The 22,115-nt window shown below is 64.7% G+C and carries 15 protein-coding genes and 9 pseudogenes; all 24 read right to left on the bottom strand.

Annotated features, from left to right (window positions below):
- Positions 1-20: 20 nt before the first annotated feature.
- The 24 genes and pseudogenes from trpA to pyrR all read right to left on the bottom strand — a co-directional run bounded on the left by trpA (position 21) and on the right by pyrR (position 22,070).
- Positions 21-824 (bottom strand): tryptophan synthase subunit alpha, encoded by an 804-nt coding sequence (gene trpA / locus DC31_RS09670; RefSeq protein WP_036279365.1) that lies wholly within the window; start codon positions 822-824, stop codon positions 21-23.
- A complete protein-coding gene (trpB, locus tag DC31_RS09665; protein WP_036279364.1) occupies positions 821-2,044 on the bottom strand; it encodes a tryptophan synthase subunit beta in 1,224 nt (407 codons plus the stop codon). The genes trpA and trpB overlap by 4 nt, the downstream gene beginning before the upstream one ends.
- Positions 2,041-2,812 (bottom strand): annotated as a pseudogene (gene trpC / locus DC31_RS09660) (indole-3-glycerol phosphate synthase TrpC). Before trpC ends, trpB begins: the two are co-directional and overlap by 4 nt.
- Positions 2,813-2,814: 2 nt before the next feature.
- Entirely contained in the window at positions 2,815-3,045 is a 231-nt protein-coding gene (locus DC31_RS09655; protein ID WP_036279362.1) for an HGxxPAAW family protein, read from the bottom strand.
- Between the two features lie 47 nt (positions 3,046-3,092).
- On the bottom strand, positions 3,093-3,410 hold the full coding sequence (locus tag DC31_RS19935; protein ID WP_268748232.1) for a Trp biosynthesis-associated membrane protein: 318 nt from the start codon (positions 3,408-3,410) through the stop codon (positions 3,093-3,095).
- Positions 3,311-3,655, bottom strand: coding sequence for a Trp biosynthesis-associated membrane protein (locus tag DC31_RS19930; protein ID WP_268748234.1), 345 nt, complete (start codon positions 3,653-3,655; stop codon positions 3,311-3,313). Before DC31_RS19930 ends, DC31_RS19935 begins: the two co-directional genes overlap by 100 nt.
- 23 nt (positions 3,656-3,678) lie before the next feature.
- On the bottom strand, positions 3,679-4,059 hold the full coding sequence (gene hisI, locus DC31_RS09645) for a phosphoribosyl-AMP cyclohydrolase (protein WP_036279359.1): 381 nt from the start codon (positions 4,057-4,059) through the stop codon (positions 3,679-3,681).
- Positions 4,056-4,817 carry an imidazole glycerol phosphate synthase subunit HisF gene (gene hisF / locus DC31_RS09640; protein ID WP_036279357.1) on the bottom strand — a complete coding sequence of 254 codons (762 nt, stop codon included), beginning with the start codon at positions 4,815-4,817 and terminating at the stop codon, positions 4,056-4,058. The genes hisI and hisF overlap by 4 nt, the downstream gene beginning before the upstream one ends.
- Positions 4,817-5,656, bottom strand: coding sequence for an ATP phosphoribosyltransferase (hisG, locus tag DC31_RS09635; RefSeq protein WP_036279355.1), 840 nt, complete (start codon positions 5,654-5,656; stop codon positions 4,817-4,819). The genes hisF and hisG overlap by 1 nt, the downstream gene beginning before the upstream one ends.
- Before the next feature lie 37 nt (positions 5,657-5,693).
- Positions 5,694-5,957 carry a phosphoribosyl-ATP diphosphatase gene (locus tag DC31_RS09630; RefSeq protein WP_036279352.1) on the bottom strand — a complete coding sequence of 88 codons (264 nt, stop codon included), beginning with the start codon at positions 5,955-5,957 and terminating at the stop codon, positions 5,694-5,696.
- Positions 5,954-6,633, bottom strand: a pseudogene (rpe, locus tag DC31_RS09625) (ribulose-phosphate 3-epimerase). The gene DC31_RS09630 and the pseudogene rpe overlap by 4 nt, the downstream one beginning before the upstream one ends.
- A gap of 5 nt (positions 6,634-6,638) precedes the next feature.
- Positions 6,639-8,140, bottom strand: a pseudogene (locus tag DC31_RS09620) (RsmB/NOP family class I SAM-dependent RNA methyltransferase).
- A pseudogene (fmt, locus tag DC31_RS09615) lies at positions 8,137-9,052 on the bottom strand (methionyl-tRNA formyltransferase). The pseudogenes DC31_RS09620 and fmt overlap by 4 nt, the downstream one beginning before the upstream one ends.
- A gap of 24 nt (positions 9,053-9,076) precedes the next feature.
- Positions 9,077-11,016 (bottom strand): annotated as a pseudogene (locus tag DC31_RS09610) (primosomal protein N').
- A 22-nt stretch (positions 11,017-11,038) separates the two neighbouring features.
- Positions 11,039-12,234: pseudogene (gene metK / locus DC31_RS09605) on the bottom strand (methionine adenosyltransferase).
- A 14-nt stretch (positions 12,235-12,248) separates the two neighbouring features.
- Entirely contained in the window at positions 12,249-12,506 is a 258-nt protein-coding gene (gene rpoZ, locus DC31_RS09600) for a DNA-directed RNA polymerase subunit omega (RefSeq protein WP_036279349.1), read from the bottom strand.
- Between the two features lie 66 nt (positions 12,507-12,572).
- A complete protein-coding gene (gmk, locus tag DC31_RS09595; protein WP_036279347.1) occupies positions 12,573-13,478 on the bottom strand; it encodes a guanylate kinase in 906 nt (301 codons plus the stop codon).
- Positions 13,471-14,316 (bottom strand): orotidine-5'-phosphate decarboxylase, encoded by an 846-nt coding sequence (pyrF, locus tag DC31_RS09590; protein ID WP_051606697.1) that lies wholly within the window; start codon positions 14,314-14,316, stop codon positions 13,471-13,473. Before pyrF ends, gmk begins: the two co-directional genes overlap by 8 nt.
- Positions 14,313-17,635 (bottom strand): annotated as a pseudogene (gene carB, locus DC31_RS09585) (carbamoyl-phosphate synthase large subunit). The gene pyrF and the pseudogene carB overlap by 4 nt, the downstream one beginning before the upstream one ends.
- Positions 17,635-18,777, bottom strand: coding sequence for a glutamine-hydrolyzing carbamoyl-phosphate synthase small subunit (carA, locus tag DC31_RS09580; RefSeq protein WP_036279345.1), 1,143 nt, complete (start codon positions 18,775-18,777; stop codon positions 17,635-17,637). Before carA ends, carB begins: the two are co-directional and overlap by 1 nt.
- Positions 18,774-19,283, bottom strand: coding sequence for a PH-like domain-containing protein (locus DC31_RS09575; RefSeq protein ID WP_036279344.1), 510 nt, complete (start codon positions 19,281-19,283; stop codon positions 18,774-18,776). Before DC31_RS09575 ends, carA begins: the two co-directional genes overlap by 4 nt.
- Positions 19,280-20,582 (bottom strand): annotated as a pseudogene (locus tag DC31_RS09570) (dihydroorotase). The gene DC31_RS09575 and the pseudogene DC31_RS09570 overlap by 4 nt, the downstream one beginning before the upstream one ends.
- Positions 20,579-21,543 (bottom strand): annotated as a pseudogene (locus tag DC31_RS09565) (aspartate carbamoyltransferase catalytic subunit). Before DC31_RS09565 ends, DC31_RS09570 begins: the two co-directional pseudogenes overlap by 4 nt.
- A complete protein-coding gene (gene pyrR, locus DC31_RS09560) occupies positions 21,540-22,070 on the bottom strand; it encodes a bifunctional pyr operon transcriptional regulator/uracil phosphoribosyltransferase PyrR (RefSeq protein ID WP_036279343.1) in 531 nt (176 codons plus the stop codon). Before pyrR ends, DC31_RS09565 begins: the two are co-directional and overlap by 4 nt.
- Positions 22,071-22,115 lie beyond the last annotated feature (45 nt).

The following is a 22,115-nucleotide window of genomic DNA, read 5'->3' as shown; positions in this document are numbered from 1 at the left end:
CGAGAGGCATGAGTGCGATTCTAGTTCTCGTGTGAAGGGACTGCAGACGATGTGCCGGCAGCGAGTGTTCTTGTGACGTCGGCGAGGGCTTCGAGACCGCCGTCGCGAAGGGCGCGAACCAGTGCTGTTCCGACGATCGCGCCGTCCGCGTAATCGACGACTCCAGCGATCTGGTCGGCGGTAGAAATTCCGATGCCGACGCACGCACGGTGCGCGCCGTGAGCACGGAGCCTTGCGACAAGCGTGCGTGCGGCCTGGTCGAGGTCGGCCCGCTCGCCGGTGATTCCCATGGTGGACACCGTGTAGACGAAGCCCGTCGACGAGCTCACGACCAGATCGAGGCGTTCGTCGCTCGATGTGGGAGCGGCCAGGAAAATACGGTCAAGCCCAGTTCGCTTGCTTGCGGCAATCCACTCCCCTGCAGATTCAGGCGTGATGTCTGGCGTGATGAGGCCCGCGCCGCCCGCAGCCAGCAGATCGTCGGCAAAACGATCGACGCCGTACTGCACTACCGGATTCCAATACGTCATCACGACGACAGGGACGTTGGTGGCTGCGGTGATCCTCCGGACGGCGGTGAACAAATCCCGCATGCGGAAACCAGCGGCAAGTGCGGCCTGCGTCGCTTCTTGGATGACCAGGCCATCCATCACGGGGTCGCTGTATGGCGGTCCGAGCTCGATGACGTCTGCGCCATTCTCGGCGAGCGTGATCGCTGCCTGGATGCTGGTCTCAAGATCGGGAAAACCGACCGGGAGGTAGCCGATGAACGCACCGCGCCCGGCGTCCTGCGCTTTCTGCAGAGCAGCTTCTACCCGGCTCATCGCTGTTCCTCCGAGTTAGCAGCTTCTTCGTCATAGAGCTCGAAATAGCGCGCGGCAGTGTCCATGTCTTTGTCACCGCGCCCGGAAAGGCACACGGCGATGATGGCATCCGGTCCGAGCTCTTGGCCGATACGCATTGCACCCGCCAGAGCATGAGCCGATTCGATGGCCGGGATGATGCCCTCAGTGCGGCTCAGCAAACGGAGTGCCTGCATGGCCTCATCGTCGGTGGCAGGGATGTACTGCGCACGACCGATGTCTGCGAGCCAGGAGTGCTCTGGTCCGACACCCGGGTAGTCGAGACCCGCCGAAATCGAGTGCGACTCGATCGTCTGGCCATCTTCGTCCTGGAGCAGGTATGTTCTCGCGCCGTGCAGCACACCGGGACGTCCGCGCTCGATCGACGCGGCGTGCCGCTCGGTGTCGATGCCGTCACCGGCTGCCTCGACACCGTAGAGCTTCACGTCGGCGTCATCCAAGAACGCATCGAACATGCCAATCGCGTTCGACCCGCCGCCCACGCAGGCGACGACCGCGTCAGGCAGGCGACCGGTCTCATCCAGCAGCTGCTGACGGGCCTCTTCGCCGATGATCTTCTGGAAATCACGAACCATCGCGGGGAACGGATGCGGCCCCGCTGCGGTGCCGAAGATGTAGTTTGTCGACTCGACGGTGGCGACCCAGTCGCGGTACGCGTCGTTGATCGCATCCTTGAGGGTTCGTGAACCCGTGGTGACCGGGACGACCTCAGCGCCGAGCAGACGCATCCGGGCGACATTCAACGCCTGGCGTTCGGTGTCAACCTCACCCATGTAGATCGTGCAGTCCAAGCCGAACAGCGCGGCGGCGGTCGCAGTGGCGACGCCATGCTGACCGGCACCGGTTTCGGCGATCACGCGGGTCTTGCCGAGTCGCTTCGTGAGAAGCGCCTGCCCGAGAACATTGTTGATCTTGTGGCTACCGGTGTGGTTGAGGTCTTCACGCTTGAGGAAGACCCGTGCACCTCCGGCGTGCTCTGCGAAGCGCTTCACCTCGGTGAGGGCCGATGGGCGTCCGGCGTACGAGCTGAGCAAGTGCGCGAGTTCAGCACGGAATTCCGGATCGACGATGGCCTGCTGATAGGCAACAGTGAGCTCATCAATTGCCGCCATCAGCGACTCGGGCATAAACAGGCCGCCGAATTCGCCGAAGAACGGCCCGGGCTGCGCGCGCAGACTCATTGCATCTCCAGGAAGCTTTTCAAAGTGGCGACAGGGTCGCCGGTAACCAGCGCCTCGCCGATCAGTACAACATCGCGCCCGCGGAACGATAGTGTGCGACATCCGCGGGGACCATCACGGCAGACTCTGCGATCTTCACCGCATCCGAGGGGATCCGATCGACCAATCGGCCGAAAAGGTCACGATCGAGTTCCAGTGTCTTCAAGTCTCGAGCGTTCACGCCGATCAGCGGAGCGCCGAGGTCGATCGCGGCTTCAAGCTCGTCGGCCGAGTGAGTCTCGACGAGCGGCGTCATGCCGAGTTCGGTGATGAGGGCGAACAGCTCTTTCAGTACCTTGGGCTCGATGCCCGCGACGATCAAAAGGGCAAGGTCGGCGCCAGCGGCACGCGCCTCGAGCACCTGGTACGGGGTGGCTATGAAATCCTTGCGCAGCACGGGCAGTGAGACGCGAGCGGTGACCGCCTCAAGATCGGCGAGCTGCCGCCGAAACGACGACCTTCGGTGAGCACGCTGATCGCGGAGGCTCCCCCGGTCTCATAGAGCGATGCCTGGTGTGCGGGGTCAGGGATTTCGGCGAGGGCGCCACGCGAAGGGCTCGCACGCTTTACCTCGGCGATGATCTTTACCTGCGCGGCGGGAGCCAGCGCGACACGAGCATCCTTAGCGGCGGGTCGAGCGAGAGCTGCCTTTTCTACGTCTGCGAGCGGACGTGTTTCCGCGCGACGCTCGGCGTCCTCGACTGCGCCGGCCGTGAGGTCGGCGAGCACCATTAGTGGCCCTTCGGCGAGTACTTGGGGCCGTTCACACCCCACCCGGCCTTGGCCAGGATCGGGCCGAGAAGCGCGCCGACGACGATGATGCCGACAGAGATCCACACGAAAGTGGGCTCTCCCAGGCAGAAAGCGAGCGTTGCGGCAGCGACGCCGACGAGCATGACCACCACAGCGGTCCACGCCGCCGGCGAGTGTCCGTGGCCAGGGTCTGCGATCGAGTTGGTCATGTTCTCCTCCGGGGCGGTCTGGGGGTGTTGCATTCAGTCTATCCGGGTCACTGCGTGGGATCAGTGCCGCGCGACAGGTCATCCCAAGAATCGATGGCGTCTACCGGTCCGTCAGCGCTCACGTGTGCCGCGTTCTCGGTGCGGTAGCGTTTGCCGCCGGTCTTCCAGCGGTTCGCCGAGACGAGAGCGAAGACCGCGGCGATGAGCAGCAGAACCCACCCGATGAGAGCGAGCACCGGCCAGAACGTGGGCGTAATCGTGCCGATCACATCGTTGACGGCAGTGCTCCCGGCAAGACCGGTGGTCTCGGTGACGACGGGTGCAACCGCAGACACCGGTACCGTGACAAGGATCTGGCTGTCCACCAGGTGAGGAGGCCGCCACCGAGGAGCGCTAGGGTGCTGAAGACGTACCGCAGCACCGGACCAACCAGCGCCAGGGCCGCTCCTAGCGCAAGCATCGCGAGGCTCAGGGGGGCGAGCAGAGGGAGTGCGTCGGCGCCGGGAACGAGGATCGGTTCGCCGCCGTCTGCTCGAGCTACGGTCAGCCAGGTTTGTGTCGAGGAAATGATCCCGATACCACCGGCGAGCAGGAGTCCGAGGACGGACATACTGCGACCGCGACTCATCACACTCACTCGGTACCGTCTTCCGCGTGACTCGAGCCAATGCCATCGACGGCTTCGAGGTCGGCGGCGTCGAAGCATGTGCGGGTTCCGGTGTGGCAGGCGGGTCCGGTCTGATCGACAAGCAGCAGGATGGCATCTCCGTCGCAGTCCAATCGCGCCTCGTGGATGCGCTGGATATTTCCGGAAGTGTCCCCCTTACGCCAATACTCCTGACGTGAGCGCGACCAGTAGGTGACTCGTCCGGTCGTCAAGGTTCGGCGCAGTGCCTCGGCATCCAACCACGCGAGCATCAAGACCTCGCGGGTATCCCACTGCTGCACGATGGCAGGAGCGAGTCCGTCGGCGTTCCAGACGACCTGTGCGATACGAGCGTCGAGATCGGTCATCGAACGAGGATCCCTTCTGCGCGCATCGCATCCTTGACATCGCCTACGGTGAGCGCTCCCGAGTGGAAAACGCTGGCGGCGAGCACAGCATCCGCACCCGCTTTGATCGCCGGGGCGAAGTCGGTGACGGCGCCGGCGCCGCCAGAGGCGATGACCGGCACAGAGGAGACTTCGCGCATGAGCCGGACGAGTTCGAGGTCGAAGCCGTCGCGGGTGCCGTCTGCGTCGATGGAGTTGACGAGCAACTCCCCTGCACCACGTTCGATCGCTTCGCGGGCCCAGTCCAAGGCGTCCAGCGTGGTCGCTGTACGGCCGCCGTGGGTCGTCACGATGAATCCGGAATGCGTCGTCGGTGCCCGCTTGATGTCGAGCGAGAGCACGAGCACCTGAGACCCGAACCGGTCGGCGATCTCGCCGATCAGTTCTGGGCGGGCGATCGCCGCGGAGTTCACACCGACCTTGTCGGCGCCAACGCCCTGCAACCGCGCCACGTCCTCGACGCTGCGTATTCCCCCGCCGACTGTGAGCGGAACGAAGACGTTTTCCGCCGTCCGCTGCACGACGTCGTAGGTGGTGGCGCGCTCATCAACGGTTGCGGTCACATCGAGGAAGGTGATCTCGTCAGCGCCCTGGGCCGCGTAGTACGCGGCGAGTTCGACGGGATCGCCCATGTCACGCAGATTCTCGAAATTCACTCCCTTCACGACGCGCCCTGCGGCGACGTCGAGACACGGAATGACACGACTCGTGAGCGTCATCAGAGCCTCGCGGCGTCGATTGCGGTGACGATCAGGGCGCGGGCGCCAAGCTCATAGAGATCGTCCATCACCTTGTTGATGCCCTTGCGCGGGGTCATGATGCGGACAGCAACCCAGTTCTGATCCTGTAGCGGTGAAATCGTCGGCGATTCGCGACCCGGTGCGATCGCCACGGCCTTTTCCACAAACTCAACCGGAAGGTCGTAGTCGAGCAGCGCGTAACGGCGTGCAACGATCACCCCGCGAAGACGGCGGAGCAGTTTGTCGGTTCCTTCGGCGTCGCCAGGTCGACTGATGAGTACAGCCTCAGATTCGATGATGACCGGACCGAAGATTTCGAGTCCCGCCTGACGCAGCGTGGTGCCGGTCTCTACGACATCCGCGATGGCATCTGCCACTCCGAGCTGAACCGCTGATTCCACGGCGCCGTCGAGCGGCACGAGAGTTGCTTCGACCCCGTGCTCGCGCAGGAACACATCGACCAATCCCGGGTATGCGGAAGCGACGCGCGCGCCCGCGAGATCTTCAATCGAGGAGTATTTGCCCGCAGGTGCTGCGAAGCGGAACGTCGAGTGCGCGAATCCGAGCGCCTGCACTTCACGTGCTTGCTGTGGAACATCGCGCAGCAGGTCGCGCCCGGTGATTCCGACGTCCAGAGCACCGGATGCCACGTAGGTGGCAATGTCGCGCGGACGCAGGAAGAAGAACTCGACATCGTTCTGCGTGTCAATGACGTGCAGGGTCTTCGAGTCGCGGCGGCCGATGTAACCGGCCTCCGCGAGCATTTCGGCGGCGGTCTCGGCGAGCGAGCCCTTGTTGGGAACAGCAATGCGCAGCATGAGATTCTTTCAAGTCAGAGGAAAGGGGCGGAGCGCATCAGAGATGTCGGTAGACGTCCTCGAGGCTGAGCCCCTTCGCGATCATCATCACCTGCACGTGGTACAGCAGTTGCGAGATCTCCTCGGCGGCCGCGGCATCCGATTCGTACTCCGAAGCCATCCAGACCTCGGCAGCCTCTTCAACAATCTTCTTGCCGATTGTGTGCACACCGCCGTCGAGCTCGGCGACGGTTCCGGACCCGGCGGGGCGGGTCTCGGCCTTGACACTGAGCTCAGCGAACAGCTCGTCGAAAGTCTTCACGCTTCAAGGCTAGCGGCTCGCGCGCGCTCTCGAAGCCCGGTGATCGCCGCTTCAATGTTCTGGGCGCCGTAGACGGCGGATCCGGCGACGAAGGTGTCGGCTCCTGCCTCTGCCGCCTGGGCGATGGTGTCATCGGTGATGCCGCCGTCGACCTGGAACCAGACATTTGACGCTCGGCTGCGCGCGTGATCCACAAGGTTACGCAGCTTCGGCATAGTTTCCGGCATGAATCCCTGTCCGCCAAAGCCAGGCTCGACCGTCATCACGAGGATTTGATCGAACTCGTCGAAAAGGTCGTAGAGGCTCTCGCCCGCAGTTCCGGGTTTGAGCGCGATTCCGGCGCGTGCGCCGATGGACCGCAGCCGCCGTGCGAGCGCGATCGGGTCGCCGGCTGCCTCGAGATGAAAGGTGACGCTCGCGGCGCCCAGCTCTGCGTAGCCAGGAGCCCATCGGTCGGGATCATCAATCATGAGGTGCACATCAAGAGGGATCGGACTCGTCGCCTGAATGCGCTCGACCATCTGCGGACCGAAGGTGAGGTTCGGCACAAATGGTTGTCCATGACATCGACGTGAGCGAAGTCAGCGGTTGCGATGCGATCGAGACCGGCCTGCATGTTGACGAAATCAGCTGCGAGGATGCTGGGGTTGATGCGCGGTGCGCGGGGAAGAGTCATTGTGGTCATTCTCCCTTGGGTTTGCGTTTTGGCGACTCTGTGGGTTCTGGCGACTTTGTGCGCTCTGGCGATTCTGTGCGCTGCAGGAGCGCGAGGAACATGGCGTCGGTACCGTGGCGGTGCGGCCAGAGCTGCACCCGACCCGAACCATCTGATGCCAGGTCGAGGGGATGCTCTGCCACTCGGTTGAGCACGGCACCGGCATCGAGCTCTGTGACGTCGGTGCGGGTGCGCAGCACCTCGGTGATCACACCAGTGGTCTCGGCGAGATGCGGCGAGCAGGTCACATACGCCACGATGCCGCCGGGCTTCAGAGCGTCGAGAGCACCGGCGAGCAGCTGCTCTTGGAGCGGAGCGAGTTGGGCGACGTCTGCGGGTGTCTTTCGCCACCGGGCCTCCGGGCGACGGCGTAGCGCGCCGAGGCCGGTGCACGGCGCATCGACCAGAATGCGGTCGAATTGTGCGGTTTTCGCACTCGTGAGGATGCGCCCATCCTGCTCGTGCACGATAACCTCACCCGGCACGGCTTTGAGCGCTTTGCGCACCAGCCCCGCACGGGCGGGGATCACCTCGTTGGCCTCGAGCGTCACATCATGCTGTCGCGCAATCGCGGCGAGCAGCGCTGTCTTCCCCCCGGGACCGGCGCAGAGGTCGAGCCACCGCTCCCCCGCTGCAATGGGTGCAGCCGCGGCAAGGGCGAGGGCGACCAATTGCGAGCCCTCGTCCTGTACCCGCACAGTACCGCCCGCCGCGGCGATGATCTGCCGCGGATCTCCCCCCGGAGATCCGAACGCCGTCGGGGCGTACGGGCGCTCCGGCGCGCCACGCTCGGCTAGGCCCGGCAACGCCACCAGCGTCACCTCCGGTGAGACGTTGTCGGCCTCCAGGAGCGCTTCTAGCTCGTCGACGCGCCCCTCAGCCATGAGCGCACGTCGAAGCGCACGAATGATCCACACCGGATGCGCAGTGCGCAGGCCAAGTCGTTCATCGTCGGACCGAGCTTCTTCCTCAATGCGCTCCTGCCACTCGCCCGGGGTATCGCGCGAGATGCGGCGGAGCACCGCATTGGTGAAGCTCGACGGCCCTCTCCCTACCTCAGACGCAACGAGGTTCACAGATTCGTTGACGGCGGCATGCGAGGCTACCCGGGTCGCCAGCAGCTGATGCGTGGCGAGCGAAGAGCGTCGAGCACGGCTGAGTCGATCTCATCGACCGGGCGTCCTGCAGCAGACGCGATGATCGCGTCATATGTGCCGCGACGGCGGAGGGTTCCGTAGGTCAGTTCGGTGGCGAGACCGGCGTCCTGGGGCGACAATCCCGCGGTGGCAATTGCAGAGGGCAGCAGAAGGTTCGCGTAGGCATCAGAGTCGCTCACTGCCCGCAGCACGTCGTAGGCCACGCGGCGCGCGGGCTGGACTGTGCGTGCGGGGCGACGTTGCGAAGGACGGGCTGCGTCTGGCGCTGAGGTGCGAGGCGTCGAAGAGTGGCGCTGCTGCTTTTCGCTCATGCGCCGGCCCGCAGCCTTTCGTCGCGCACGCCGCGCCACCAGTCGGTGGCGTTCATCGGGCCTTTTCCGGCGGGCTGCACTCGCGTGACTGCAAGAGGTGTCGTCGCTGTGCCGATCAGCAGCGAGGTCTTCGTGGCGAAGATCTCGCCCGGCGGCAGCACTTCTTCTGTCTCTGCAAGAGCGGCCGCGCGGATCTTCACGCTCAGCCCGCCCACCGTCGTGTGGGCGCCTGGCTCTGGCGTCACACCGCGGAACCGAGCGAAGACTTGCTCTGCCGGAAGCGACCAGTCCAACAACCCGTCGTCGATGTTGAGTTTCGGAGCGACCGACACTTCCCCCACCTGCGGGTGGGCGACAGCCGTGCCTGCCGAAATGCCCGCAATGACCTCGGCAGTGAGGCCTGCGCCGTCGTGCGCGAGAACATCGAGAGCAAAATCAGCGGTGGCATCTGCCGGCACCGAGACCGTACGCGCGGCGAACACGTCGCCCGCATCCAGCGCGGGTACGAGCTGAAAGACGGTGGCACCCAGCTCTGCATCCCCAGCGATCAGCGCGCGCTGCACGGGGGCGGCGCCACGCCACTGCGGCAGCATCGAGAAGTGCAGGTTGATCCAGCCGTGGGTCGGGGTCGACAGCAGCGGCTCGCGCACCAGTCCGCCGTAGGCGACGATGACACCCAGTTCGGGTCGAAGCGCCGCAATGCGGCCGGTCGCTTCTTCGTCCAAGCGGGCGCTTGATGATCGGCAATTCCAGATCCTCGGCGGCCTGCGCAACAGCAGAGGGCGTGAGCACGCGCTTGCGCCCCAGCGGCGCGTCGGGACGGGTGACGACCGCGACAATTTCGTGCGAGATCGCGAGGGTTCGCAGAGTAGGAACTGCAGCTGCCGGTGTGCCGGCAAAGACAAGGCGCATAAAGGTTCTCCGGATGGATTGAGGTCAAAGCTCAGGATCGAGGATATCGAGCCGCAGTGAGAGCGGGCTCCGATTGGTCTGCGCGCGGCCGCGACGCCGTTTGACAGCCTCGGCGACAACCACCGCTCGAAGGGTCGTGGCAACGGTGGCGCCCGCTGCATATTCGAACCGCACCAGCGCACGGACTCGGCCTTCGTCAGGTTCAATCGGAACCGGGCCGAGGACCGCGTCACTCGGTAGCGGCAGTTCACGCAGTGCCGAGAGCGCGCGCTCGACGGATGCCGGAATACCCTCGACCAGCGCGACCCGGGTGGCTGGCGGCATGTGCAGCGGCGCGCGGGACTCCAGTTCGGAGCGGGCATAGCTGGCCTGGCTCCAGGTGGCGAAGGCTCGGCCGACCGGTCCGTCGACACCGACCAGATGGATGGGCGCTCCAGGTGCTGCCAGGGCGGCCGCATTCGACCACCACCGCAGACACGATTCGCCGACGCGAAGGTCCGGTGCCTGCAGCATCCGTGGCCCGTCCAACAGCACCACGGCCCGATATCCGCCCTCGGCAAGAGGCTCTGCACCACGCGTCGCAACGACGAGAGCAGGCTTCGCTGACACGTGCTCGACGGGATGCGCGCTATCAGCGATGATCACCCGAACGCCGGGGAACGCGCGGCCGAGCTCGTCAGCGGTGCGCTCGCTTCCGGATGACGCGAGACGCAGTTTCGTGGACGAGCAGGCCGGGCACGTCCAGGCTTGTGCGGAGCGGCCGCACCATCCGCAGATCGGGACGGCACCGCGATGCCGGGCGCGAGCGGGCCGCCGCAGGGAATGCACCGCGCTGGCGCACGGCATTCGGCGCAGACGAGGGTCGGCGAGAAGCCGGGGCGTGATACCTGAACCAGCACCGGCCCCTCTTCGCTGGCCTTACGCGCGGCGGCGAACGCACTGGAGTGCACCCGCTGGGTGGCCTGTTCCATCTCCTGCGGAGTGCTGAGCGCAACCTTGGGCAGCACGCGTCGGGTGGCGTGGATGTCTTTGAGCCACCCGTGCATCACGAGGCGCTCGGCATCGGTGGTGCGAGTGTGCCCTACCAGGAGCAGCGCTGACCCCTCCTGCTCCTGGCGGAGAAGAGCGGCATCGCGGGCGTTCACATACGGCGCGAGGGGCTCTCCGAGTAGCGGATCACCGTCGTCCCAGATAGCCACCAGCCCCGCCTGCACCGGTGCGTAGACCGCCGAGCGGTTGCCGACCACAACGCAGGGTGCATCCTCCAGGGAGCGCAAGAAAGCCCGATAGCGATCGGGGTTCGTCTGCCGCGAGTCTTGCCGGACGATTGCCTCGGCGGGCAGCATCGTCTGCAAAGTTGCGAGCAAGCGATCAAGATCTCGGTGATCGGGGACGACGATGATCGTTGAGCGACCCTCCGCCAGCATCCTGGTTGCCGATGCGGCCAACAGCTCGGTCCAGCGCAGCACGTCGTCGCGGATGCCCGGGATCGCCTCGACAGCCCCGCGTTCGCTCTCATCCAGCAGCGCGGTGAGTCCCTCGTACTCGGCAAGCACCGAATTTGCTCGTTCCACCGCTTCCGAGGTCGGAACGGGGGTGGCGGCATCCGCTGTCCATGCCTTTTCGACGCGCACCTGACGTTTTGGGATGACGAGTCGGAGGATGTCGGATGCCGATCCTGCAGCCCGATCCGCCGTCCGACGGGCAAGACGATACAGCCGATCCGGCAACACCTGGGCGGTGGAGGTTACGCTGTCAATCGCCGAAAGCGCTCGTTGGGCGTCGTTCTCTTCTGCAAGCTCAACGACGTAGGCGTCGATGAGTCTTCCGGCCGTGCGCAATGGCACGCGCACGCGTACGCCAGTCGGCACCTCGCCGAGCTCTTCAGGGACCGCGTAGTCGAATAGGCGATCCAGTTGCGGCAGCGGGGAGTCGAGCTGCACCCGCGCGATGCGCCGGCTCATCGCCGCGCTCCGCGCGAACGCATCACAGCCCTGCGGCGCGGCGCAACTCGTCGGCGCGGTCGGTCCGCTCCCACGTGAAGTCGGGAAGTTCGCGTCCGAAGTGCCCGTAGGCGGCAGTCTGACGATAGATCGGGCGCAGCAGATCGAGTTGCTCGATGATCGCCTGCGGGCGCAGATCGAAGACCTCACGGATCGCATTCGTGATCACTTCGTCGTCGACGCGTCCGGTACCGAAGGTCTCGACATACAGTCCAACCGGACGTGCCACTCCGATCGCGTACGCGACCTGCACTTCGAGGCGATCTGCGAGGCCGGCAGCTACCGCGTTCTTGGCGACCCAACGCATCGCGTAGGCGCCGGAGCGGTCGACCTTCGAGGGGTCTTTCCCACTGAACGCGCCACCGCCGTGGCGCGCAGCGCCGCCGTAGGTGTCGATGATGATCTTACGACCAGTGAGGCCGGCATCGCCCTTCGGCCCGCCGGTCACGAAGGGGCCAGCAGGGTTGATGAAGTAGCGATCGTCCGAGGGCATCTCCAGCCCCGTGCTCTCCAGCACGGGGTCGATGACCAGACGGCGTACCTGCTCCTTGAGCTCTTCCTGAGAGATGTCCGGACGGTGCTGCGTGGAGAGGACAACGGCGTCGATCGTCTTCGGAACGAAACCCTCGTAACCGAGAGTGACCTGCGTCTTGCCGTCTGGCCGGAGAAAATCGAGCTCACCAGAGCGTCGAACTTCAGTGAGACGCTCGGCGATCCGGTGTGCAGTGTGACCTGCCATCGGCATCAGCTCGGGCGTTTCTACGGTCGCGAAGCCGAACATGATGCCCTGATCGCCGGCGCGAGGCTGTCGAGCGCGTCGACCGAAGAACCGTCACGCTGCTCTTGTGCCTGGTCGACACCGTGCGCGATATCGGTAGACTGCTCGCCCACTGAGACGCTGACGCCGCAGGAGTCGCCGTCAAAACCGGTGTCACTCGAGGTGTAGCCGATGCTGTTCACGACCTCGCGAACGATGGTCGGGATATCGACGTAGGCCTCAGTGCGGATCTCGCCGGCCACGTGAACCAGTCCTGTGGTGACAAGAGTCTCCACAGCGACGCGTGAACCGGAATCTTTGGCGATCAGCCCGTCGAGGATGCTGTCCGAGATCTGGTCGCAGATCTTGTCGGGGTGGCCCTCGGTGACCGATTCAGAAGTGAAAAGACGAAGTGCGCTCATCGAGGAGGCTGCCTTCACTCGACGTGGCGAAGGCGCAGCTTGTCCTCGTTGATCTCGTGAAGCGCGATCGTGAGCGGCTTGTCTTCAACGGACGAGTCCACGAGCGGGCCAACGTTGTCGAAGAGGTTGCCCTCGTGCAGGTCGGAGTAGTAGTCGTTGATCTGGCGGGCGCGCTTGGACGCGTAGATGACCAGTTCGTACTTCGAGTCAACCTTGGAAAGCAGGTTGTCGATCGGCGGGTCGATAATGCCCTTGGTGTGATGTCCGGCCATGGTGAGACCTCCTGATCAGGCGACAAGATCGTCGCTAAAGTCGAAACGGCGGGCGCGCAGAAACGCTCAGCGCGCAGTCGCCTCAGACAATTCTACGACCTCGCGAGCAGCAGCGGCGACGTCTTCGTTCACGATGAGGTGATCGAACTCGCTTTGCGCGGCCAATTCGACCTTCGCGGTGCGTAATCTGCGGGAGCGTTCGGCCTCGTCTTCGGTGCCGCGCCCAACCAGCCGTTGCACCAATTCATCCCATGACGGAGGCAGTAGGAAGATCAGCGTCGCGGAAGGCTCTGCTGCACGCACCTGGCGGGCGCCCTGCAGGTCGATCTCGAGCAGCACGGTCTTGCCTGCAGCCAGGGCCTTATCGATTGGCGCGCGCGGAGTGCCGTAACGGGACTGATTGTGCACGACCGCGTATTCGAGCAGTTCGCCATCGGCAATGAGTCGATCAAACTCGGCGTCGTCTACGAAGTAATAGTGCACGCCGTCGGTTTCCCCTGGACGCGCCTTGCGCGTGGTCGCTGAGACGGAGAGGTGGATTTCTGGGTTGTTTTCGCGAATGTGCGCGGCGACCGTGCCTTTGCCGACGGCAGTGGGCCCAGCGAGCACCAGCAGGCGGCTTCGCCCCGCGCGCGGATGCTGCACGGGAAATCGGGTGTCGAGCCAGTTCAGCAGGCTCACGCGCTGGCGCACGCCGAGCCCGCCGAGACGTTTGACCGGCGAAATTTCGAGATCGCTCAGGATCGTGTCGCGCTTGCCGACGCCGATTGCAGGCAGTGCAAGAAGGAAATCGGTGATGCGCATGGACCCGCACACGGAGTCGGCATCGTCGAAGGCTCGCTTCGCGACGACCTGCGGAGCTGTCACGCGCATTGTGAGGTCACGCTTCAGCGCGGCACGCTCTCGCCGTCGTTCGACGGCACGACGGGCTGCCGCGGCGCGGTCGACCTCGGGAATGCGACGTTCAGACATTCAGTGCCTCCTGATACGCGGCGACGCGTTCATCAATTCTTGCGATCAGCCCATTCGGTCCACCAGACAGGATGCTGCGGCTCTCCGATGCGATGACCATTGAGGCGTTCGCGCCGAAACGAGTGCCGAGGTCGGCGGGACCAGCACCCTGGGCTCCAAAACCGGGAGCCAGGATGGGCGCCGGCGGGGCGAAGTGCGTGAGGCCGGCATCGGCCCAGTCCACGGTCGCGCCGATCACGAATCCGAGACTCCCCCAATTGCCGGCGGCGGTCGTGCGCACGTTGTACGCACTGACGTCGTCGACGATCTCGGCGGACACCGTCGCGCCCGCCTCGGAGCGCGCCTGCTGCACGGAGCCGGCTTCGGGGTTGCTCGTCGCTGCAAGCACGAAGATACCCTTCCCGCTCGACTCCGCACGCTCGAATGTGCTGTGTAGCGTGCCGACGCCAAGGAATGGGTTCACGGTGAGCGCATCCGCTTCCAGAGGCGAGCCAGGCGTGAGCCAGGCTGCGGCATAGGCATCCATCGTGGTGCCGATGTCGCCGCGCTTCGCATCGGCGATCACAATCAGGCCGGCATCCCGCGCCGCACCCATCACATCTTCCAACGCGGCGAATCCTGCGGAGCCGAAGCGCTCGAAGAACGACACCTGAGGCTTGACGAGCCCGACCCGCCCTACCGCGGCATCCACGGTGCGAAGCCCGAACTCGCGGACGCCCGCGGCAGAGTCTTCCAGCCCCCACGACTGCAGCAGGGACTGGTGCGGGTCGATGCCCACACACAGCGGGCCCCGCTCGTGAAGCGCCGCCCTGACCCGCTCGCCGAACCTCACAGTCACCGTGCCGCTTCTAAAGCCCGAGCCGCCTCTGCAGACAGTGCTTCCTGGCGGTCGATGGCGTACTCCTGCAGGCTCCTGACCTCGAAGCCCTCGTCGGCCGCATCCATACCGCTGACGGCTGCGCCCAGCACCGCCATCGTGGTGAACAGTGCCTTATCGGCTGCCACTGCTGCGGCGCGAATCTCGTAACCGTCCGCACGTGCAGCCCCACCGGAAGGCGTGTTTACGACGATGTCGATCATGCCGTCGTTGATGAGGTCGACGACGTTCTGTCCGCCGCCATCCTGCGTCTCGCTGTACTTTGCGACAATCGTGACCGCGATGCCGTTGCGCGAGAGAATCTCGGCGGTGCCCTCGGTGGCCATCAGGTTGAAGCCCAGCTGCTGCAGCCGGTGTGCGGGCAGGATGACGGCGCGCTTGTCGGCGTCAGCCACCGAGATGAAGACCGTACCCGAGGTTGGCATTCCACCGTAGGCTGCGGCCTGGCTCTTCGCGAACGCCGTGGGGAAGTCCTTGTCGATTCCCATGACCTCGCCGGTGGAGCGCATCTCCGGGCCGAGCACGGAATCGACGATCTTGCCTTCCTTGGTGCGGAAGCGCTTGAAGGGAAGCACTGCTTCCTTGACCGCGACCGGCGCACCCATCGGCACACGCGAACCGTCGGACATCGGGAGCAATCCCTCGTTCTTCAGTTCGTCGATCGTCGCGCCGACCATGATGCGGCTTGCAGCCTTCGCCAGCGGAATGCCGAGCGCCTTTGAGACGAACGGCACGGTGCGGCTGGCGCGCGGGTTCGCCTCGATCACGTAGAGCACGCCGGCACTGATCGCGAACTGCACGTTCAGGAGTCCGCGTACGCCGACTCCCTCGGCGATAGCGAGTGTCGCCACCCGCACGCGGTCGATGTCGCTGCGACCCAGCGAGATCGGGGGCAGCGTGCAGCTCGAGTCGCCGGAGTGGATGCCAGCCTCTTCGAGGTGCTCCATGACTCCACCGATGTAGAGCTCGTCGCCGTCGTACAGGGCGTCGACGTCGATCTCGATCGCATCGTCCAAGAAACGGTCGACGAGCAGGGGCGTACCAGGACCGACGATGACTTCGCCTGCCGTGCGCACGAAGTAGTCACGGAGCTGTCGGTGTCGTAGACGATCTCCATGCCGCGTCCGCCGAGCACGAAGCTCGGGCGAACGAGCACCGGATAGCCGATGTCTTCGGCGATGACGACCGCACCGTCCGCGTCGATTGCCGTGCCGTGACGCGGGGCGATGAGGCCAGCGGAGTTGAGGAGCTGCGAGAACAGTTCGCGTTCCTCAGCGATGTCGATCGCGGCGGGACTGGTTCCGAGAACCTTGTATCCCGCGGCCTCGATGCCCTTCGCGAGCCCCAGCGGCGTCTGGCCGCCGAGTTGGCAGACGACACCGAGGATCGTGCCGCTGGCGGCCTCAGCGTCAAGCACTTCGAGGACGTCTTCCAGCGTGAGCGGCTCGAAGTAGAGCCGGTCGGAGGTGTCGTAGTCGGTCGAGACCGTTTCCGGGTTGCAGTTGACCATCACAGTCTCGTAGCCGGCGTCGGACAGCGCGAACGAGGCGTGCACGCACGAGTAGTCGAACTCGACGCCCTGGCCGATGCGGTTGGGGCCAGAGCCGATGATGACGACCTTGGTGCGCTCTGAGGGCGCCACCTCGGTCTCGAAGTCATAGCTCGAGTAGTGGTACGGGGTCAGTGCCGGGAACTCCCCCGCACACGTGTCGACGGTCTTGTACACCGGGCGGATGTTGAAGCTGTGGCGGATGGCGCGCACCTCTGCCTCGTCGATACCGCGGAGCTGTGCGAGTTGCACATCGGAGAAGCCGTGCTCTTTCGCGTAGCGGATCGTTGCAGCATCCAGTTCATCGGCGGTGCGCACGGTCTCGGCGACCTCGTTGATGAGGACCATCTGGTCGATGAACCACGGGTCGATCGCCGTGGCCTCGAAGGCCTGAGCAACAGTGGCTCCCTTGCGGAGCGCCTGCTGCAGGACAACGATGCGACCGTCTGTCGGCGTCTTGGAGATCTCGAGGAGCTCTTCGACAGAGCGCTCTTCGTCGCCCCAGTGGAAGCTGGATCCGCGCTTCTCGAGCGAGCGGAGCGCCTTCTGGAGTGCCGTGGTGTAGTTGCGGCCGATCGCCATCGCTTCACCGACGGACTTCATGGTGGTGGTCAGCGTCGTGTCGGCAGCCGGGAACTTTTCGAAAGCAAACCGCGGTACCTTGACGGCCACGTAATCAAGCGTGGGCTCGAAGCTCGCGGGCGTCGCCCCGGTGATGTCGTTGGGAATTTCATCGAGACGGTAGCCGAGCGCAAGCTTGGCGGCGAGCTTCGCGATCGGGAACCCGGTCGCCTTCGATGCGAGAGCGCTCGAGCGTGACACGCGCGGGTTCATCTCGATGACGATGATGCGTCCGTCTGCGGGGTCGATCGCGAACTGGATGTTGCAGCCACCGGTGTCAACGCCCACCGCGCGGATGATGTCGATGCCGATGTCGCGCAGCTTCTGGTATTCGCGGTCGGTGAGAGTCAGAGCCGGAGCAACCGTGATGGAGTCGCCGGTGTGGACGCCGACCGGGTCGACGTTCTCGATCGAGCAGACGACGACCGTGTTATCGGCCGTGTCGCGCATGAGCTCGAGCTCGTACTCCTTCCACCCGAGGATCGACTCCTCAAGGAGCACCTCGTTGGTGGGCGAGTCGTGCAGCCCTGCACCGGCCATCCGACGCAAGTCCTTCTCGTCATAGGCGAATCCGGATCCGAGGCCTCCCATGGTGAAGCTAGGGCGTACGACGAGCGGATAGCCGAGCTCGCCGGCAGCCGCCAGCACCTCGTCCATCGTGTGAGCGATGCGGGATGCCGCCACTTCAGCGCCAGCGTCGAGGACGAGCTGCTTGAAGATCTGGCGGTCTTCGCCCTTGTTGATCGCCTCGAAGTTCGCTCCGATGAGTTCGATGTCGTACTTCTCGAGGATGCCGTGGTTGTGGAGGTCAATCGCCGCGTTCAGCGCCGTCTGGCCGCCGAGGGTGGGGAGGATCGCATCCGGACGTTCCTTCGCGATGATCGTCTCGATTACCTGCCAGGTGATGGGCTCGATGTACGTCGCATCGGCGAAGTCGGGGTCGGTCATGATCGTCGCGGGGTTGGAGTTGACGAGGATGACGCGGACGCCCTCTTCGCGCAGCACACGGCACGCCTGGGTTCCGGAGTAGTCGAACTCACAGGCCTGGCCGATGACGATCGGGCCAGATCCGATGACGAGGACGGAGTTGATGTCGTCGCGCTTTGGCATTACTTGGCATCCTTCTCAGTAGCGATGACCAGGTCGCGGAAACGGTCGAAGAGGTAGTTGGCATCGTGCGGGCCGGCGGCTGCCTCTGGGTGGTATTGCACCGAGAATGCCGGGATATCGAGAGCTCGCAAACCCTCGACCACGTTGTCGTTCAGACCGATGTGGCTGACTTCGACCTTGCCGTAGCCGTTCGGGCTGTCGAAGCTGCCCTCCAGCGGAGCCTCCACTGCGAAGCCGTGGTTGTGTGCTGTGATCTCGACCTTGCCCGTGGTCTTGTCGAGCACCGGCTGGTTGATCCCGCGGTGACCGAAGGGGAGCTTGTAGGTTCCGAGTCCCAGGGCGCGGCCGAGCAACTGGTTTCCGAAGCAGATGCCAAAGAACGGCAGGCCGTCGTCGAGTACGTTGCGCAGCAGAGCGACGTGATCGTCGGAGGCGGCGGGGTCGCCTGGGCCGTTCGAGTAGAAGACGGCGACGGGGTCGATTGCGCGGATGTCGTCGATCGTTGAGTTCTGAGGCAGTACGTGCACCTCGAAGCCTCGGGCGGCGAGGTTGTCGATCGTCGCTCTTTTTACGCCGAGGTCAAGGACTGCGAGGTTGCCCACGCGCTGTCCGATTGCCGTGGTTACTTCGACGACATCGACCGATACCTGTGCAGACAGGTTCTGTCCGCTCATCTCCGGAGCCTGCTGCACAACTCGCAACTGCTCCCCTCTGTCGAGCGCGGCATCCGCGCCGGAGAAGATCCCGCCGCGCATCGAGCCCGCGGAGCGGATGTGGCGAGTGATCGCACGAGTGTCGATGCCGCTGATGCCGACGATCCCATCGCGAACGAGGGCGTCATCCAACGACTCGGTGGCACGCCAATTGGAGACCACGCGTGAGGGGTCGCGCACGATGTAACCGGCGACCCAAATACGACGAGACTCCGGGTCTTCGTCGTTCATGCCGGTGTTACCGATGTGGGGTGCGGTCTGCAGGACGATCTGCCCGGCGTACGACGGGTCGGTCAGGGTCTCTTGGTATCCGCTCATTCCAGTCGAGAAGACGACCTCGCCGAGGGTGGTTCCCTGTGCGCCATACGCGCGCCCGGGGTAGCGGGTGCCGTCTTCCAAGACGAGGACGGCGGGGGCAGGCAGGGTCATGACGTGGCTCCTGTGTCGTTCGCGGGGATGAGCCGCTGCAAATCTGAGATGAGGTTCTGAGGGTCGCCGCGGGTGAGGCGGAGGTACGAGTCGACGGTCGTGCCATCGGCGACTTTCCAGGCCACCCGAACGAGACCATCGGGTTCGACGACCCGGTCGATCGTGACGGTGGCGCGATCGACGGTGACCAGGTTCGCCGAGGCCAAGAAGACCGTGGGCGTACCGTCGAGGCAGAGCGCGATACCGCGATCCGTGACCGCGAGTTCTCCCCGCGCACGGTAGGCAAGCGGGGCGATTGCCAGGCGTTCGAGTGGCTGATCGTGACGAGTCGTCGACACGTACAGCACCTCGTGCCGGGCGAGCACCTCGGCATGCTCCGGTACGCCGATTGGTGCGACATGCACGCTGTCGCGTCGGAGGCGTCTTCGCCATGCCAGGAACATCGACAGCAAGATTAGTAGCGCGACTCCGATAGTGATCGCGATCGCGATGTCACGCATACTCATGCGTTGAAATCCTCGACGACCGCACCAGCGGCAACCGTGACGCGCCCGTGGTGGATAGTCCACTCGACGCGTCCTGGCAGGTCGCGTCCGATATACGGCGAGTTCTCACTTCGACCGTGGAGGTCCGCGGTCGTGAAGGTTCCCTCCCGCGACGCGTCGTAGAGGGTGATTTGCGCGGGCTGTCCTACTTCGAGCGGAGTTCCATGTCCTTCGAGCAGCCCGATGCGTGCCGGAGCGGCACTCATGACACGCGCCACATCTGCCCAGCCGATGAGACCTGTCTGCACCATCGACTGATGAACGACGCGCAGCGCGCTCTCGAGCCCTACCATTCCGTTCGCAGCTGCTGCCACTCGCAGGCCTTGTTCTCACTCGGATGCGGGGCGTGGTCGGTCGCGACGATATCGATCGTGCCGTCTGCGAGTCCCTCGCGCACGGCGAGGACGTCTTCTTCACGACGCAGGGGCGGATTCACCTTGTAGCGCGCGTCATAGCCGCGAACGAGTTCATCGGTCAGCAGCAGGTGGTGAGGTGTCACCTCTGCAGTGACGTTGATGCCGCGTTTCTTGGCCCAGCGGATGATGTCGACCGAACCGGCGGTCGAGAGATGGCAGACGTGCAGTCGTGAGCCGACATGCTCTGCGAGTAGAACATCGCGGGCGATGATCGATTCTTCAGCGACCGCCGGCCATCCAGTGAGCCCGAGTTCGGCCGAGACGATGCCCTCGTTCATCTGCGCGCCCTCAGTCAGGCGCGGATCCTGCGCGTGCTGCGCGATGACACCGTTGAAGGACTTCACGTATTCGAGGGCGCGACGCATGATGAGCGGATCCCAGACACAGAAGCCGTCGTCGCTGAAGACGCGGACCTTGGCTCGTGAGGTCGCCATCGCTCCGAGTTCGGCGAGGCGTTCACCCTTCTGGCCAACGGTGACAGCGCCGATGGGCTGCACTGTGGCATAACCTGCTGCTTCGCCGAGCGCGAGTTCCTGCTCGACGACACCGGCAGAGTCAGCGACCGGCGAGGTGTTGGGCATGGCGAAGACAGCGGTGAAGCCGCCGGCGGCGGCGGCCTGGTGCCAGTGAGGATCGTTTCGGATGCCTCGTATCCCGGCTCACGCAGGTGTGTGTGCAGGTCGACGAGTCCGGGGAGTGCGACGAGCCCGTGCGCGTCGATGACGCGGGCGCCGCTGCGGCTGAGCCCGCTGCCGATCTCGGCGATGATGCCGTTCTCCACCACAATGTCGGCGCTTTCGGCTCCGAGCAGCTCGGCCCCGGTGATTACGAGGGTTTCAGTCACTTCACTTCTCCTCGTTCGTCGTTACGATCTCCCGCAAGCAGCAGATACAGCACAGCCATGCGCACAGACACACCGTTGGCGACCTGTTCGAGCACCGTAGAGCGCGAAGAATCCGCGGCTTTGGCGGAGATCTCCAGGCCACGATTCATCGGTCCGGGGTGCATCACAATGCTATCGCGCGGGAGTGTGTCTGCACGCACATCATCCAGCCCCCAGCGTCGGGAATACTCCCGCTCACTGGGGAAATACGCGGCGTTCATGCGTTCCAGCTGAATGCGCAGCATCATGACGGCATCCGGCTGCTCGGCAAGAGCCTCGTCGAGATCGTAGAGGACGCGACCCGGCCACTGCGAGACGTTCTGCGGCACCAGCGTTGGTGGCGCGACAAGCGTGACCTCGGCGCCGAGCGTGGTGAGCAGCCAGACGTTCGAGCGCGCGACGCGCGAGTGCAGTATGTCGCCGACGATGACGACTCGGATGCCGGCGAGATCGCGACCGCGACTGTCGGCGCCGAAGCGACGCTTACGGATCGTGAACGCGTCAAGCAACGCCTGCGTGGGATGCTCATGGGTACCGTCGCCGGCGTTGACGACGCCCGCGGAGATCCAGCCGCTGGTCGCAAGTGTGCGTGGGCGCCCGATGCGTGGTGGCGGATGACAACAGCATCCGCACCCATGGCCTGCAGAGTCTGCGCGGTGTCTTTGAGGCTTTCGCCCTTGGAAACACTGGAACCTTTCGCCGCGAAGTTGATGACATCGGCGGACAGACGCTTTGCTGCGGCTTCGAACGAGATGCGGGTGCGAGTGGAGTCTTCGAAGAAGAGGTTCACGACCGTCTTGCCGCGCAGGGTCGGAAGCTTCTTCACCTCACGCGACTGCGTGTCGGACATGTCTTCCGCAACATCGAGAATGCGAAGGGCGGCCTCGCGGTCGAGCGTGTGAGTGTCGAGAAGGTGTCTCATGCTTCGATCGTCACTTCCTCGGCGCCATCGTATTCGCGCAGGCGAACATTGACGCGCTCCTGCCGTGAGGATGGGATGTTCTTACCGACGAAGTCAGGGCGGATCGGCAGTTCACGGTGGCCGCGATCTACGAGTATCGCGAGGCGGACCACCGCGGGGCGCCCGATCGACTGGATGGCGTCGAGGGCGGCGCGGATGCTGCGACCAGAGAACAGTACGTCGTCAACGAGGACCACGGTCTTACCGTCGATGCCGCCGTGCGGGATCTCGGTCGGACGCGGAGAACGCGTCGGATGCTTGGAGAGATCATCGCGAAACAGTGTGACATCGAGGGCGCCGACGGCGACCGGACGCTCGGAGATGCCGTTGATGAGCGTTCCGAGGCGCTCTGCGAGAGCGACTCCTCGAGTGGGGATGCCGAGGAGAACGAGGTTCTCGGCGCCGCGGTTGGATTCGAGGATCTCATGCGCGATACGGGTCAATGCCCGCGAGATATCGGCTTCTTGCAGCACAGTGCGCGTGCTCATTCGCCGCTCCCTTCTCCGCCTCTCTGGACGGTGTTAAAGGTTGCT

It is taken from the genome of Microbacterium sp. CH12i (assembly GCF_000685355.1).
Classification (GTDB): domain Bacteria; phylum Actinomycetota; class Actinomycetes; order Actinomycetales; family Microbacteriaceae; genus Microbacterium.
Note: the sequence above shows the minus strand (reverse complement) of the source record. Positions and strands in the feature narration are given on the sequence as shown.